This is a genomic window from Cellulosimicrobium cellulans (assembly GCF_001722485.1).
Taxonomy (GTDB): domain Bacteria; phylum Actinomycetota; class Actinomycetes; order Actinomycetales; family Cellulomonadaceae; genus Cellulosimicrobium; species Cellulosimicrobium cellulans_A.
In genome coordinates this window covers 1-12,332 of the sequence record NZ_LWGL01000098.1, presented here as the reverse complement: position 1 = coordinate 12,332, position 12,332 = coordinate 1, and the positions used below count along the sequence as shown (strand labels likewise).

The 12,332-nt window shown below is 74.7% G+C and carries 12 protein-coding genes and 2 pseudogenes; 8 read left to right on the top strand and 6 right to left on the bottom strand.

From position 1 onward, the window contains the following. From JZ5iCDA_RS18900 to JZ5iCDA_RS11460, 3 genes and pseudogenes are all read left to right on the top strand, one after another. A pseudogene (locus JZ5iCDA_RS18900) lies at positions 1-682 on the top strand (hypothetical protein); the annotation flags it as partial. Next, complete coding sequence (locus tag JZ5iCDA_RS11465; RefSeq protein WP_069387298.1) at positions 679-1,983, top strand: kynureninase; 1,305 nt, start codon at positions 679-681, stop codon at positions 1,981-1,983. The pseudogene JZ5iCDA_RS18900 and the gene JZ5iCDA_RS11465, both read left to right, overlap by 4 nt. A gap of 55 nt (positions 1,984-2,038) precedes the next feature. Further along, entirely contained in the window at positions 2,039-2,899 is an 861-nt protein-coding gene (locus JZ5iCDA_RS11460) for a PaaX family transcriptional regulator (RefSeq protein ID WP_069387297.1), read from the top strand. 114 nt (positions 2,900-3,013) lie between these two features. On the opposite strand, the gene JZ5iCDA_RS11455 is transcribed toward JZ5iCDA_RS11460, so the two are convergent. Next, positions 3,014-3,685, bottom strand: coding sequence for a hypothetical protein (locus JZ5iCDA_RS11455; protein ID WP_069387296.1), 672 nt, complete (start codon positions 3,683-3,685; stop codon positions 3,014-3,016). Positions 3,686-3,816: 131 nt separating this feature from the next. On the opposite strand from JZ5iCDA_RS11455, the gene JZ5iCDA_RS11450 reads away from it, so the two are divergent. The 3 genes from JZ5iCDA_RS11450 to JZ5iCDA_RS11440 all read left to right on the top strand — a co-directional run bounded on the left by JZ5iCDA_RS11450 (position 3,817) and on the right by JZ5iCDA_RS11440 (position 7,284). Further along, entirely contained in the window at positions 3,817-4,242 is a 426-nt protein-coding gene (locus tag JZ5iCDA_RS11450) for a ChaB family protein (protein ID WP_069387295.1), read from the top strand. Positions 4,243-4,423: 181 nt separating this feature from the next. Next, complete coding sequence (locus tag JZ5iCDA_RS11445) at positions 4,424-6,619, top strand: purple acid phosphatase family protein (protein WP_069387294.1); 2,196 nt, start codon at positions 4,424-4,426, stop codon at positions 6,617-6,619. Between the two features lie 164 nt (positions 6,620-6,783). Continuing rightward, the gene (locus JZ5iCDA_RS11440; protein ID WP_069387293.1) at positions 6,784-7,284 is read left to right on the top strand and encodes a heme-degrading domain-containing protein; all 501 of its coding nucleotides are present in this window, start codon (positions 6,784-6,786) and stop codon (positions 7,282-7,284) included. A 25-nt stretch (positions 7,285-7,309) separates the two neighbouring features. Here the strand turns inward: JZ5iCDA_RS11440 and JZ5iCDA_RS19395 are convergent, their stop codons facing one another. From JZ5iCDA_RS19395 to JZ5iCDA_RS11425, 3 genes are all read right to left on the bottom strand, one after another. Next, positions 7,310-8,062, bottom strand: a complete 753-nt coding sequence (locus JZ5iCDA_RS19395) for an excalibur calcium-binding domain-containing protein (protein ID WP_069387292.1) — start codon at positions 8,060-8,062, stop codon at positions 7,310-7,312. A 256-nt stretch (positions 8,063-8,318) separates the two neighbouring features. Further along, positions 8,319-8,831 carry an Hsp20/alpha crystallin family protein gene (locus tag JZ5iCDA_RS11430; protein ID WP_069387291.1) on the bottom strand — a complete coding sequence of 171 codons (513 nt, stop codon included), beginning with the start codon at positions 8,829-8,831 and terminating at the stop codon, positions 8,319-8,321. 107 nt (positions 8,832-8,938) lie between these two features. After that, positions 8,939-9,910 (bottom strand): hypothetical protein, encoded by a 972-nt coding sequence (locus JZ5iCDA_RS11425; RefSeq protein ID WP_069387290.1) that lies wholly within the window; start codon positions 9,908-9,910, stop codon positions 8,939-8,941. A 138-nt stretch (positions 9,911-10,048) separates the two neighbouring features. Here JZ5iCDA_RS11425 and JZ5iCDA_RS11420 point away from each other — a divergent pair, with 138 nt between their 5' ends. Continuing rightward, positions 10,049-10,612: a DUF6434 domain-containing protein gene (locus tag JZ5iCDA_RS11420; protein ID WP_253182058.1), complete on the top strand. Its 564-nt coding sequence runs from the start codon at positions 10,049-10,051 to the stop codon at positions 10,610-10,612. An 18-nt stretch (positions 10,613-10,630) separates the two neighbouring features. Here the strand turns inward: JZ5iCDA_RS11420 and JZ5iCDA_RS11415 are convergent, their stop codons facing one another. Next, a complete protein-coding gene (locus JZ5iCDA_RS11415; RefSeq protein WP_069387288.1) occupies positions 10,631-11,107 on the bottom strand; it encodes a DUF1801 domain-containing protein in 477 nt (158 codons plus the stop codon). 143 nt (positions 11,108-11,250) lie between these two features. On the opposite strand from JZ5iCDA_RS11415, the gene JZ5iCDA_RS11410 reads away from it, so the two are divergent. Continuing rightward, a complete protein-coding gene (locus JZ5iCDA_RS11410) occupies positions 11,251-11,793 on the top strand; it encodes a dihydrofolate reductase family protein (protein WP_069387299.1) in 543 nt (180 codons plus the stop codon). A 62-nt stretch (positions 11,794-11,855) separates the two neighbouring features. On the opposite strand, the pseudogene JZ5iCDA_RS18895 reads toward JZ5iCDA_RS11410, so the two are convergent. Next, a pseudogene (locus JZ5iCDA_RS18895) lies at positions 11,856-12,332 on the bottom strand (hypothetical protein); the annotation flags it as partial.

The following is a 12,332-nucleotide window of genomic DNA, read 5'->3' as shown; positions in this document are numbered from 1 at the left end:
GCACGCCCCGTTCTCCGAACGCCTGCCCGACGCGCTGCTCTTCGCGATGGCGGGGGGCGGCTCGCCGCGCGGCGCGGCGAGCACCACCGCGCACGGCACCACGCGCGCGGCCGACCGGGCGCGCGGAGGCGACCGGACGTCGTCGGGCACCGGCATGACGTGGGTGAGCACGCTCGACATCCACGGCTGGGGCGAACCGACGCCGGAGCAGGAGGTCGCGATCGACAACGTCCGCCGCTTCGTCGCCGCGGGCGGCACGGTCGTCTACGGCACGGACCTCGGGAACGGGCCGCTGCCGCTCGGCGTGCACGAGCGCGAGCTCCGCGCGCTCACGGTCGCGGGCTTCGGCGCCGACGACCTCCTGCGCGCGCTGACCTCCGACGTGCCCCGCCCGAGCACCGTCGAGCGACGCGTTCCCGCACGAGAGCTGCGTCCCGGGACGCAGCACTCGCCCGCAGACGCAGCACTCGCCGCGACAGGCCGCGGTCCCGCGGTCGGCGCCGTCACCTACGTCCCCGGGCCGCCGCCGGCCGGCGTCGCCCACCTCGACCGCCTCGACGGCCCGGACGAGCTCGCCGAGCTCACGCGCTGGCTCTCCGGCGCCACGACCCTGCACCTGACCGACGTGCTGCACCCGGCCTTCGCCCCGCCGTCGGGCACCACCCGAGAGGACCACCGATGACCGCCACGCCCGGAGCCCGCACCGACCACGCCGCACGGGCGCGCGAGCTCGACGCCACCGACCCGCTCGCGCGGTACCTCGACGCGTTCGTGCCGTCCGACGAGGTGACCGCCTACCTCGACGGCAACTCGCTCGGGCGGCCCGCACGCGCGTCCGCGGAGCGGCTCGCGCGCTTCGCGACGGAGCGGTGGGGTGCGCGGCTTATCCGGGGCTGGGACGAGGAGTGGTATGAGCTGCCGCTCGCGCTCGGCGACCGGATCGGTGCGGCGACGCTCGGCGCGGCGGCGGGGCAGACGTTCGTCGCCGACTCGACGACGGTCGTCCTCTACAAGCTCGTGCGGGCGGCGCTCGCGGCGCCGCGGGCAGCGGGGCGGGACGAGATCGTCCTCGACTCCGGCAACTTCCCGACCGACCGCTACGTGCTCGAGGGTGTCGCGCGCGAGCACGGCGCGACGCTGCGCTGGATCGAGCCGGAGCACGACGAAGGCGTGACCCCCGAGCAGGTCGCGGAGGTCCTGTCCGACCGCACCGCCCTCGTCGTGCTCAGCCACGTCGCGTACCGGTCGGGGTACGTGAGCGACGCCGAGGCGATCACGCGGCAGGCGCACGACGCCGGCGCGCTGGTCCTGTGGGACCTCTGCCACTCCGCGGGCGCGGTGCCCGTCGCGCTCGACGCGTGGGGCGTCGACCTCGCCGTCGGGTGCACGTACAAGTACCTCAACGGCGGGCCGGGCTCGCCCGCGTTCGGGTACGTGCGCGTCGACCTGCAGGACGCGCTGACGCAGCCGATCCAGGGGTGGATGGGCAGCGCCGCGCCGTTCGAGATGGGGCCGGGCTACGCGCCGCACGCCGGGGCGCGGCAGTTCCTCTCGGGCACGCCCGCGATCGTCGGGATGCTCGCGATGCAGGACATGGTCGATCTGATCGCCGAGGCCGGGATGGACGCGATCCGCGCGAAGTCCGTCGCGCTGACCGAGTTCACGCTCGAGCTCGTCGACGACCTGCTCGTCCCGCTCGGCGCGCGCGTCGCGTCCCCTCGCGACGCCGAGCGGCGGGGGAGCCACGTGACCGTCGACCACGACGCGTTCGAGGCGACGCTGCCGCTGCTGTGGGAGCGTGGCGTCATCCCGGACTTCCGGCGGCCGAACGGGCTGCGGCTGGGGCTGTCGCCGTTGTCGACGTCGTTCGACGAGGTGCGCGTCGGCGTCGAGGCGGTGTGCGACGCGCTCGTCGAGGTGACGTCGGGTGCGGCCCCGGCCGAGGCGCTCGCCGACGCCACGCCCGACGCCCCGACGCCGTGATCCCGAACGCAGCGAGCCCGGACGCCCTGCGCTCCGACGCGGCGGGTCCCGACGCATGATCCTCGACGACATCGACGCCCGGCCGGGCAGCACGACGTCGCTGCTCCGCACGGTCGTCGGGCTCTACCTGCGCGACGTCGGTGGCCGGGTCGCGACGGCGGACCTCGTCGCGCTGCTGGACGCCGCGGGCGTCCCGTCGAGCGGTGCACGCAGCGCGATTTCGCGCGTCAAGGCGAAGGGCCTCCTCGACGCGGACACGGTGGACGGACGTCCCGGGTACCGGCTCGCGCCCGGCACCGACGCGATGCTCGCACGCGGCGACCGCCGCATCTTCGCGTACCGGCAGCAGGCCGACGGCGACCCGTGGTGCCTCGTGTCGTTCTCCATCCCCGAGGGCCGTCGCGACGCGCGCCACCAGCTGCGCCGCCACCTCGGCTGGATCGGCTGCGGCACCGTCGCCGACGGCCTGTGGATCGCCCCCGGGCACCTCACCGCGGAGGTGGAGGAGATCCTCGACCACCTCGGCCTGCGCGACGCCGCGACCCTGTTCCCGAGCGGGACGCCGCGACTCGCCGGGTCGTTCGCCGACGCCGCCGCCCGCTGGTGGGACCTCGACCGGCTCGCCGCCCTGCACCGCGTGTTCCTCGACCGGCACGACGGCGCAGCGGCACCCGGGGCCGCGACGTCGCCGCGCGACGCGTTCGCACGGTGGGTGCGCGCCGTCGACGACTGGCGGGTGATCCCGTACCTCGACCCCGGCCTGCCGCCGAGCGCCCTGCCGCGCGACTGGCCCGGCACGGCGAGCGTCGCGCTGTTCGCCGACCTGCGCGCCCGGCTCGCGCCGTCCGCCGGGTACTTCGTCGACAGCGTCGTCGCAGGCGCGTCCCCGCTGGCCGCCGCCCACCGGGCCGAGTGATGCGCTTCGGCCCGAGAGATGCGCTCAGGAACGCATCACTCGAGCGGAGGTGCCTCACTCGGGCGGGGACGCATCGCTCGCCGCCGCGTTCCAGGCGTGGCACTGCTCAGCCGCTCAGGCGTGCTCGCCGCTTGCCGGGAGCACGATCGTCGTCACGACGTCCGTCATCGCCGGGCGACGCGGCGTCGACCCGAACCCGAACCGCACGGGCGGGTCGACCGGCGCGATCCCGCCAAGGTCGTCGCCGTCCCACGACGTCGTGGCGCTGCCCAGCGCGTGCACGTCCGTCGCGCCGTAGTGCTCGACCCGGCCTGCGCCGGCGCTCCCGCGCGTGCGGACGCCGTCGAGCAGGACCCGCGCCACGGGGTCGGTCACGGCGGTGAACCACCGTGACGCCGCGAGCCGCGGAGGCACCGCGCGCAGGGCCCGGCCGAGGCTCGTCCGCGGCCCGACGGCGAGCGTCGCCTCGAGCGGCCCGGCCACCACGTGCCACGGGTCGGAGGCGCGCGACGCCGAGCCGTTCTGCGCCCCGGGACGTGAAGGAGCGTCCCCGTCGTCGACCGTCACCGGGACGATCTCGACGCGGTCGAAGCGGTACGTGGACGCGACGAGCTCCGCGACGTCCTCGGTCGGCGCGAGCAGCAGGCGCTCGCCGTCGGGCCGCTCGACCATGACGTCGGCGAACGCGCCGAACGGCGACTCGTCCCAGCGCCCGACGACGAGCCGCGTCCCCGACGTCGTGCCCCAGCCGGCGATGCGGCCGCGGAAGAGCAGCGCGCGCGGCATCCGGGCAGCGTAGGCCGACCCTGCGCCGGTCGCGCGGCGGCGCGGGCTCCGGTGGCGAGGCCGCGCCCGGGGCGAGACGCTCGGGGCGAGGCGGCGACCGCCGTCGGACAGCGACCGCGAAGGAGGCCGACGTGCCGAAGACCAACCGCAGCGGGGACGCGAAGAAGTCGGAGATCCCGAGCACGCTGCAGCGCTCGGACGAGAAGGCGCAGCGCACGTTCTCGAAAACCTACGACTCCGCGATGGACGAGTACGGCGAGGAGCAGCGGGCCGCGCGCGTCGCGTACGCGGCGCTCAAGCACACGCACGAGAAGGTCGGCGACCACTGGGAGCCGAAGGACGAGTCGGGGCCGTCGGACGACCGCGCGGAGGGTGGCGGGCCGGACGGGTCGGGGAAGACGGCGGGCGGCGTCGACGCGAACGCGTCGAAGGAGCACCTCATGGACGTGGCACGGAAGCTCGACGTCCACGGGCGGTCGTCGATGACCAAGGACGAGCTGGTGAAGGCGATCCAGCGCGCGAACGACAAGGAGACCCGGAAGTCGCGCGGCGACTGAGGCGGCGCCCCTGAGGGCGCGCGGCTCGTCGCCAGGTCCTGGCCGTCGGGAGTTCACCCGCTCGACCACCGGGCGACATGCGGGTTCCGTAGCGTGACAGCGCTTCCCATCTCGGGTCCGGCGCTGCCACGGTGGTCCGACGGCCGTCGCCGCCGGGCCCACGCGACCCGTGAAGGAACCCATGAACCCGCATGCCTCCAGGCGGTCGGGCGCGCCCGCGCGCGTCACCGCCTCGGCGCTCGCCGCCTCGCTCGTGGGCGCGGTGCTCGTCGCCGCGTCCGCCACGGCGACGTCCGCCGCCCCCGCGGCCGACGTCGCGCCCGCCCCGACCGCCACCACGACGGCCGCCGACGAGTCCCTGCTCAGCACCACGGGCACGACGTGGCGCTACCTCGAGGACAACACGAACCCCGCCGGCGACCACTCGGACCAGCGCGTCTGGACCACGACGTCGTACGACGACGCGGTGTGGAAGACCGGCGTCGCGCCGTTCGGCGCGAAGCGCGGCCAGCCGACGGGGGTCGGCGACGGCTTCCCCGTCACCACGCTGCTCACGCAGTACATCCCGGGCACGACGACGGACGTCCCGACGTTCTTCTTCCGCACCGACGTGGAGCTCACCGCGGCGGACCTCGACGGCGTGCCGGCGTTCGAGGGCGAGATCGTCTACGACGACGTCGCGATCGTCTACGTCAACGGCGAGGAGGTCGCGCGGCTCGGGGACGACGACCGCGAGATCACGGAGAACCTGCAGTACTTCGGCAACGGCCGCACCATCCCGGTGACGAGCACGTTCGTCGTGCCGGCCGACGCGTTCGCGCCGGGGGAGAACACGGTCTCCGTCGCGCTGTACCAGGACGCGCCGACGAGCTCCGACATCTACCTCGACGTCCGCTCGCTCGTGCCGACGCACGGTGAGGTCCGCGACGTCGCGCTCAACGTCGGAGCGGACGAGACGCAGGCGAACGCCGCCTGGTTCTCGACGCTCCCGGGCGCCGGCGAGGTGCAGTGGGTCCGTGCCGACGAGGCCGCCGACGGCGTCGTCGACTGGGAGGGCGCGGCGACGTCGTCGTCCACCTCGGGTGCCGCGTCCGACGGCGCGACGTACCACCACGCGACCATGACCGGGCTCGAGGAGCACACCGCGTACACGTACCGCGTGGGCAGCGCGGCGACGGGCTGGTCGGAGCCGAGCACGTTCGACACCGGCACGTTCGGCGACGAGTTCAGCTTCCTGTTCGTCGGTGACGCGCAGATCGGCGCGAGCGGGAACTCCGCCGCCGACGCCGAGCGCTGGGCCGCGAACCTCGACACGATGACGGAGCGCCACCCCGACACCGCGTTCCTGCTGTCCGCGGGCGACCAGGTCGACAACGCCGGCAGCACGCAGCAGTACACGGGCTTCCTCGCGCCGGAGCAGATGCGCGAGCTGCGCTTCGCCGTCCAGGACGGCAACCACGACACCGCGAGCGCGCTGTACGACCAGCACTACGCGATGCCGAACCTGTCGAGCGACCCGCGCCGCGACTACTGGTACTCGTACAACGACGTGCTCGTCGTCGCGATCGACTCGAACGACTCGAGCGCCGCGCAGATCGCGCAGCACGAGGCGTTCCTGCGCGACGTCGTCACGGAGCACGGCGACGACCACGCGTGGGTGCTCGTGACGTTCCACCACTCGCTGTACAGCCAGGCCTTCCACTCGCGCGACACGGACGTCGTCCGCATGCGCGAGGCGCTGTCGCCGGTGTTCAGCGAGCTGGGCGTCGACCTGGTCCTCGCGGGCCACGACCACATCTACACGCGCAGCCACCTCATGGAGGGCACCACGCCGGTCGCCCCGGCGTCCGAGCCGGCCGTCGGCGACGTGCTCGTGCCCGACGACGACCAGGTGCTGTACGTGACCGGCAACTCGGCGAGTGGGTCGAAGTACTACGGCTTCGACGGGCTCAAGCCGTGGACCGCGCGCTGGGAGCAGGAGCGCACGCCCAGCTACTCCGACGTCGACGTCACGCCCGAGGCGCTGACGATCACGACCTACGAGACGGCGACCGAGCGCGTCATGGACCGCGTCACGCTGCAGCGCGCGCCGCAGGGCCCCGAGCTCGTCGAGGTCACCGCCCAGTCCCGCTGCCTCGCGGGCAAGGCGTACGTCGCGGTCCGCGCGACCAACGGCGAGGACGTCCCGGTCGACGTCACGCTCGCGACGCCGTTCGGCACGCGCGCGGTCGAGGCCGTGGCGCCGGGCCGCTCGGCGTACCAGTCGTTCCCCGTGCGCTCGACGTCGGTCGACGCCGCGACCGTGACGGTCACCGGCACGCTCGACGGCACGGCCCGCGACTACGAGGTGCCGGTCACGCCGCTCACCTGCGGCTGACGGGGGATCTCGGCCAGGCCTGACGCCTGCCGGGCCTGCTCGGCCGCCGAGCCCGGGGTCACCTGTCGTTCCGACGCGCGGACGGCACGTCACCCCGGGTTCGGCGCGTCCACACCGACGTCGAGCGCGGGACCACCGCACCATCCGCGTGCCACGATGGCGCCATGACGACGACGCCTGACGACCTGCCCGCGCTGATCGCCTCCGTGGAGGCACAGGAGCACGACCTCGTGCTCGCCTCCTTCACGCACGACGACGCGTGGCGCCTCGGTTGCCTGCTCGTCGAGCTCGCCGCCGAGCGCGACCTCGCGGTGACGATCGACGTGCGCAAGGGCCCGCAGCAGGTGTTCCACGCCGCGCGCGAGGGCACGACGCCGGACAACGACACGTGGGTCGAGCGCAAGGTGCGCGTGGTGCAGCGGTTCGGGGCGTCGTCGTACCTCGTGGGCCTGCGCGCGAAGGCGAAGGGCACGACGTTCACCGAGCAGCACCAGCTCCCGCTGCAGGAGTACGCCGCGCACGGCGGCGCCTTCCCCGTGCGCGTGCGGGGCGTGGGGATCGTCGGCGTCGTGACGGTGTCCGGCCTCCCGCAGGCGGACGACCACGCGCTCGTCGTCGAGGCGCTGCGCGCGTTCCTCGGTCGCCCGGAGACGCTCCTCGCCTGAGCGAGCCAGGGCTGTCGGGCCGCGACTACTCGCAGGCCACGCCGTCGCCGTCCCGGTCCAGCTTCGGGGCGTATCCGGGCTGGCCGGCCAGGAGGGGTGCCGCGCCTGCGGCGCGTACGGCGTCGCAGTTCTTGTAGGAGGTCGTGGTGCTGGGGGCCGGGGCGGCGGAGCCGCCGGACGGGCTCGACGGCGCAGGGCGGGACCGGGTGGCGAGGTCGGCCTCGGCCTGCGCCACCGCTCCCTCGCGGCTCTCGACGTCCGCCAGGCGGGCCGCGACGTCCGCCTCCAGCTGCGCGACGGCAGTCTCCCGACCTCCGATGTCGGTCTCGCGCGTCGCGACGGTCGTCTCGCGTTGGTCGAGCTCGGACCGCAGCGCCTCCGCCTCCGCGCGTGCCGTCTCGACGGCCGCGGCTTCCTCCTTGAGAGTCGCGCGCTCGGCGTCCACGTCGTCGCGCTCGAGCGCGGCCGCGGCCGAGACCTCCTGGGCCTCGTCGAGCGTGCGCGCGGAGTTCCCCTGGCCGACGAGAAGCCCGAGCAGGAACACGATCACCGCGGCTCCGGACAGCAGCGCCGCCCGTAGTCCGCGTCGTGACCGCCGAGCCTCCGGAGGCGTGACCGCGAGGACGCCGTCCTGCTCGACCGGCTGATGCGCGACCCAGAACTCCCATCCCTCCGGCGCCGGCGGCCACGAGGGGTCGGGCTTCCAGCCCTCGGGCGGGCGCCAGTCCTCGGAGGGTGCGGGTGGCCATCCCGGCGGCGGGTTGAAGTACAGGCTCATCGGACGTCCTCGTCTCGGCGGTCGCCACCAGTGGCGATCCGGCGACCGTGCCTGTGGCGATATGCCGTGAACGCTAACCGTCGCCTTACGGCGCTGGACAGGGCGGACCGGGGTGAATTCGGTGGGCCTGTGCACGACGACGGGGCCGGCGCAGGGGAGTGCCGGCCCCGTCGGTGCCCGCGTCGCGCCAGGGGCGGGCGCGACGTGGGGTTCCGGCCGCGCCAAGGGGCGGGCGCGGCCGGAGCATGGTGCGGCGTCAGGCCGCGCGCGTGACCTCGATGCGCTGGGGCGCACGGCCGGCGAACACGCCGGCGACGGTCACGGTGAGAACGCCCGCGTCGTAGGACGCGCGGACGGCGTCGGCGTCCGCGATCTTCGGCAGCGTGACGGTGCGGCGGAACTCGCCGAACCGCACCTCGCGGATGCGGCGACCGGCCGGCTTCTCGACCGACTCGGCGCGCGCCTCCTCGGCGGCCTCGGTCTCGCCCTCGGCGGCCTCGGCGTCAGCCGGGACCTCGACGACGCGCTGGTCGCGACGCTCGCCGCGCACCACGAGGCGACGACCCTCGAGCTCGACGGTCACGTCGCGCTCCGGGTCCACGCCCGGCAGGTCGAAGCGGGCGACGAGGTCGTCGCCGTCGCGGTAGACGTCCGCCGCCGGCGCATGACCCGAGCGGGCGACCGGCGCCGCGGGACGGGCCCACAGGTCCCGCACGAGGCGGTCCGCCGCGAACGCGCCGAACGGGGCGGGGATCAGGGTGGTGGTCATGTCGACTCCTCCAGGTCTGCTGCCGCGGTGGTCCCGCGGCGTCCTGACGTCGTCAACCTTGAGTCGTCCTCGCTCAATCCCGCGTTCGCGCACGACGAACGCGCCGGTCAGCGCGACGGCCGCCGTGCCGCTCGCCGCGCCTTCCGCGCTGCGCTCGCGCGCTCCTCGGCCGCCTCGAGCGCGTCGTCGGCGGCGTCCAGCGCCTCCTGCGCCTCGTCCTGCTCGGCGCGTGCGGCCTCGAGCCGGGCGCGCGCCGCGTCGCGCTCGTCCGCGAGCCGGGCGAGCTCGTCCTCGATCCGCCCCAGGTCGTCCTCGGCCTGCCCGACGGCGTCGCTCGCCTCGCGCGCACGGCCGTCCGCCTCGTCGCGGGCCGCCTCGAGCCGGTCCACCTCCGCCGCGGTCTCCTCGACCTCGCGCTCCGCCGCGGCGAGCGCGTCGTCCTCCTCGGGCTCCGCAGCGGCGTCCTTGCCCGACCCCCGACGACGCGACGGCCCGCCGCCGGGGCGTGCCTTCGCCGTGCCGCGGTCCCCGCCCGTGGCGCCGACGGCCCGCAGCTCGACGACGTCGGCCGGCTCCCCACCCTCGTCGACGAGGCCGAAACCGACGTGCTGCAGCGCCTGGCCGAGCCGCCCGGCACGCACGGCCGCTCCGGCGTCCGCATCCATGACGGCGGCCGTGAGCGTCTCCGCGAGCCGGTCGACGGCGCTCGCGGACACCGCGCGCCCCGCGACCTCGCCGGCGTCCCGGACAGCACCGACCAGCGCCTCGGTGCGCTCACGTCGCAATCGGTCGAGCACCGACAGCCGAGCACGGTCGCGGTCCTCCGTCGCGTCCCGCAGCTCGTCCCCGAGCGTGACGAGCGCCGCCACCTCCTCCGGGTGCTCGCGCGCGACCTGGTTGACCACCCACGCCGCGACGGTCGGCTTCGCGAGGCGCCCGACGCGCTCGGCGCCGACCGCGTCGCCCGACGCCTTGATGCGCTTCGACGCGGCGTTGCGCGACACGACGAACTGCTCCAGCGGCAGCGCGTAGAGCTCGTCGAGGACGGAGTCGACGTCGGCGGGCGCGTCCGAGCTCATGGGCACAGCCTGCCCGGTTCGAAGGGCCGCTCACCAGCGGACGGCCTCCGATCTCGTCGAGTCGGTGGTCCCGTACGAGGCAGACGCCGCGTTCGGACCGCGCCCTTCACCATGACGTCGCCCGGTATCTTGCTGCCGGTGGCCTCCCAGGACTTCGAACGACCCGCGCTCACCAGCTCGCTCACCGGGACAGAGCTCCTGCGCTGGTACTGGTCGAAGGACGAGCTGGTGGGCTTCGCCCGCTCGATCGGTGCACGGACCTCGGGCAGCAAGGACGTCCTGACGCGTCGCCTTGCCGCTCTGCTCGACGGGGTGCCGTTCGACGAGCCCGTGCGGGCGCGTCCCGTCGGCTCCGCGCAGCTCTCGGGGGTGCTCACTCCGTCGACCCTCGTTCCCCGAGGCCAGCGGTGCAGCCAGGTCGTGCGCGCATGGTTCGCCGAGCAGCTCGGCGGACCGTTCCGCTTCGACGGTGAGATGCGTGCCTTCTTCGCTGCCTCCGACGGCACGCAGACCCTCCAGGACGCGCTCGACCACTACCGGGCCACCCGCGGTCAGGGGGCGAAGCCCATCGACAGGCAGTTCGAGTACAACCGCTTCACGCGCGACTGGTACGAGAAGCATCCGGCTGGGTCGCGCGAGGAGCTCCTCGACGCGTGGCGCGACTACCGCGCGCGCCCTCTGGACGAACGGGGCCGCGTGTAGAGGGCTGGGCGCCTGCCATCAGCCCGCGGCCCGCCGCACAAGCTCCGCGACCGTCTCCCAGGCCTTCTCCGTCGGCTCGGTGAGCGCGTACGACGTCGGCCACAGGCCGTCCGGGTCGTCGAGGTCCGCCAGGGTGCTGAACCCGAGCGTCGAGTAGCGCTCCTTGTCCCCCTGACCGCTGCGGAAGAAGCAGACGACCTTCCCCTTCCGGGCGTAGCCCGGCTGCCCGTAGTACAGCTTCGGGGCGAGGTCGGGGGCGACAGTCGACACGATGGCGTGGACGCGCTCGGCGAGGGCGCGGTCGGGGTCGGGCATCTCGGCGATCTTCGCGAGGACGTCGGCCTCGTCGGCCGCCGCCTTGTCGGCGCCCTTGCCGCGCCGTGACCGCGTCCGCAGCTCCGCGGCCCGCTCCTTCATGGCCGCGCGCTCCTGCTCGGAGAACCCCTCCGTCGGTGCGCCCGCGGGCTCAGGACCCGTTCGTGCCGTGCTCGTCATCGTCGCTCCTTCGCTCGTGGTGGCTGGACGCTCTCCACGGTAGAGAGGCCAGACCGCGGCTTCTTCTCGATTCCTGACCGGTCGGTGGGTTCACCCGCCACCGCCGGAGCGGCGTGTCGGCGGCCGGTCCTACGGTGCTGGCCATGCCGACCTTCCATGCGTTCCTGGGTTGCAGCCTCGACGGGTTCATCGCCGGTCCCACCGATGAGATTGACTGGCTCGTGTCGTACGACGACGTGCTCGGCGACACCGGCTACGACGACTTCTTCGGGTCGGTGGACGCGGTCGTCATGGGCCGCAGGAGCTACGAGGTGATCCGCGGGTCCGGTCCCGGGCTCTACCGCTCGACGCCGGTGCACGTCCTGTCCCGCACCGTGCCGGAGGGTCCGCAGGCGCCCCTGGGCGACTCCGCCGTGACCGTGCACCACGACGTCGACGGCCTCCAGGTCGCGCTGACCCAGGCCGGCGTCTCGCGCGCGTACGTCGACGGCGGCCGCACCGTCCAGGGCTTCCTCGCCGCCGGCCTGCTCTCCGACATCGTCATCACGCGCGTGCCGGTGCTCCTCGGCGAGGGCATCCCGCTGTTCGGTCCGGTCCCGGCGCCGGTGACCGCCGAGCTCGTCGAGTCGCGCGTGCTCGGCGCCGGAGCCGTCCAGTCGGTCTACCGGTTCGCGACGAGCGGCTAGCACCGGCGTCGTCGCCCGCCGCTCCGGGTGCACGGAGTGCGCGCCCGCGGACGAGCCGTGCGCTACGCCGACAGCGCGCCGCGCTCGTCGTCGGCAGCGGCGAGGTCGACGGCGCCGAGCAGGCGCTCGAACCCGTCCTCGGTGACGACCGGGATGCCGTAGCGCCGGGCGGTCCGTGCCTTGGTCGACAGGGAGTCGGGATCGGCAGCGACGAGCAGCCGGGTCCGTCGTGTCACGTAGGCCCACGGCACGAGCCCGGCCCGGCGCACCGCGTCCTCCCACGCGGGACGGCTGCGCAGCATCTCGCCGGTCAGCACCACCTCGTCGCCCGGGGCGAGCGCGAACCGGGTGCCGCGCCCGACGGCGCCCTCCGCCTCGTCCACGAGCCGCGCCCCGAGCGCGGCCTCGACCGCGTCCGCGACGTCGTCCGCGTCGAGGCCGAGCTGCCCCGCGACCTCGTGCAGTGCGGCGGCGAGCACGCCGTCCGCGAGGGGCACGCCGAGGCCGCCCGCTCCGCTGTCGATCGCCTCGCGCGCGAG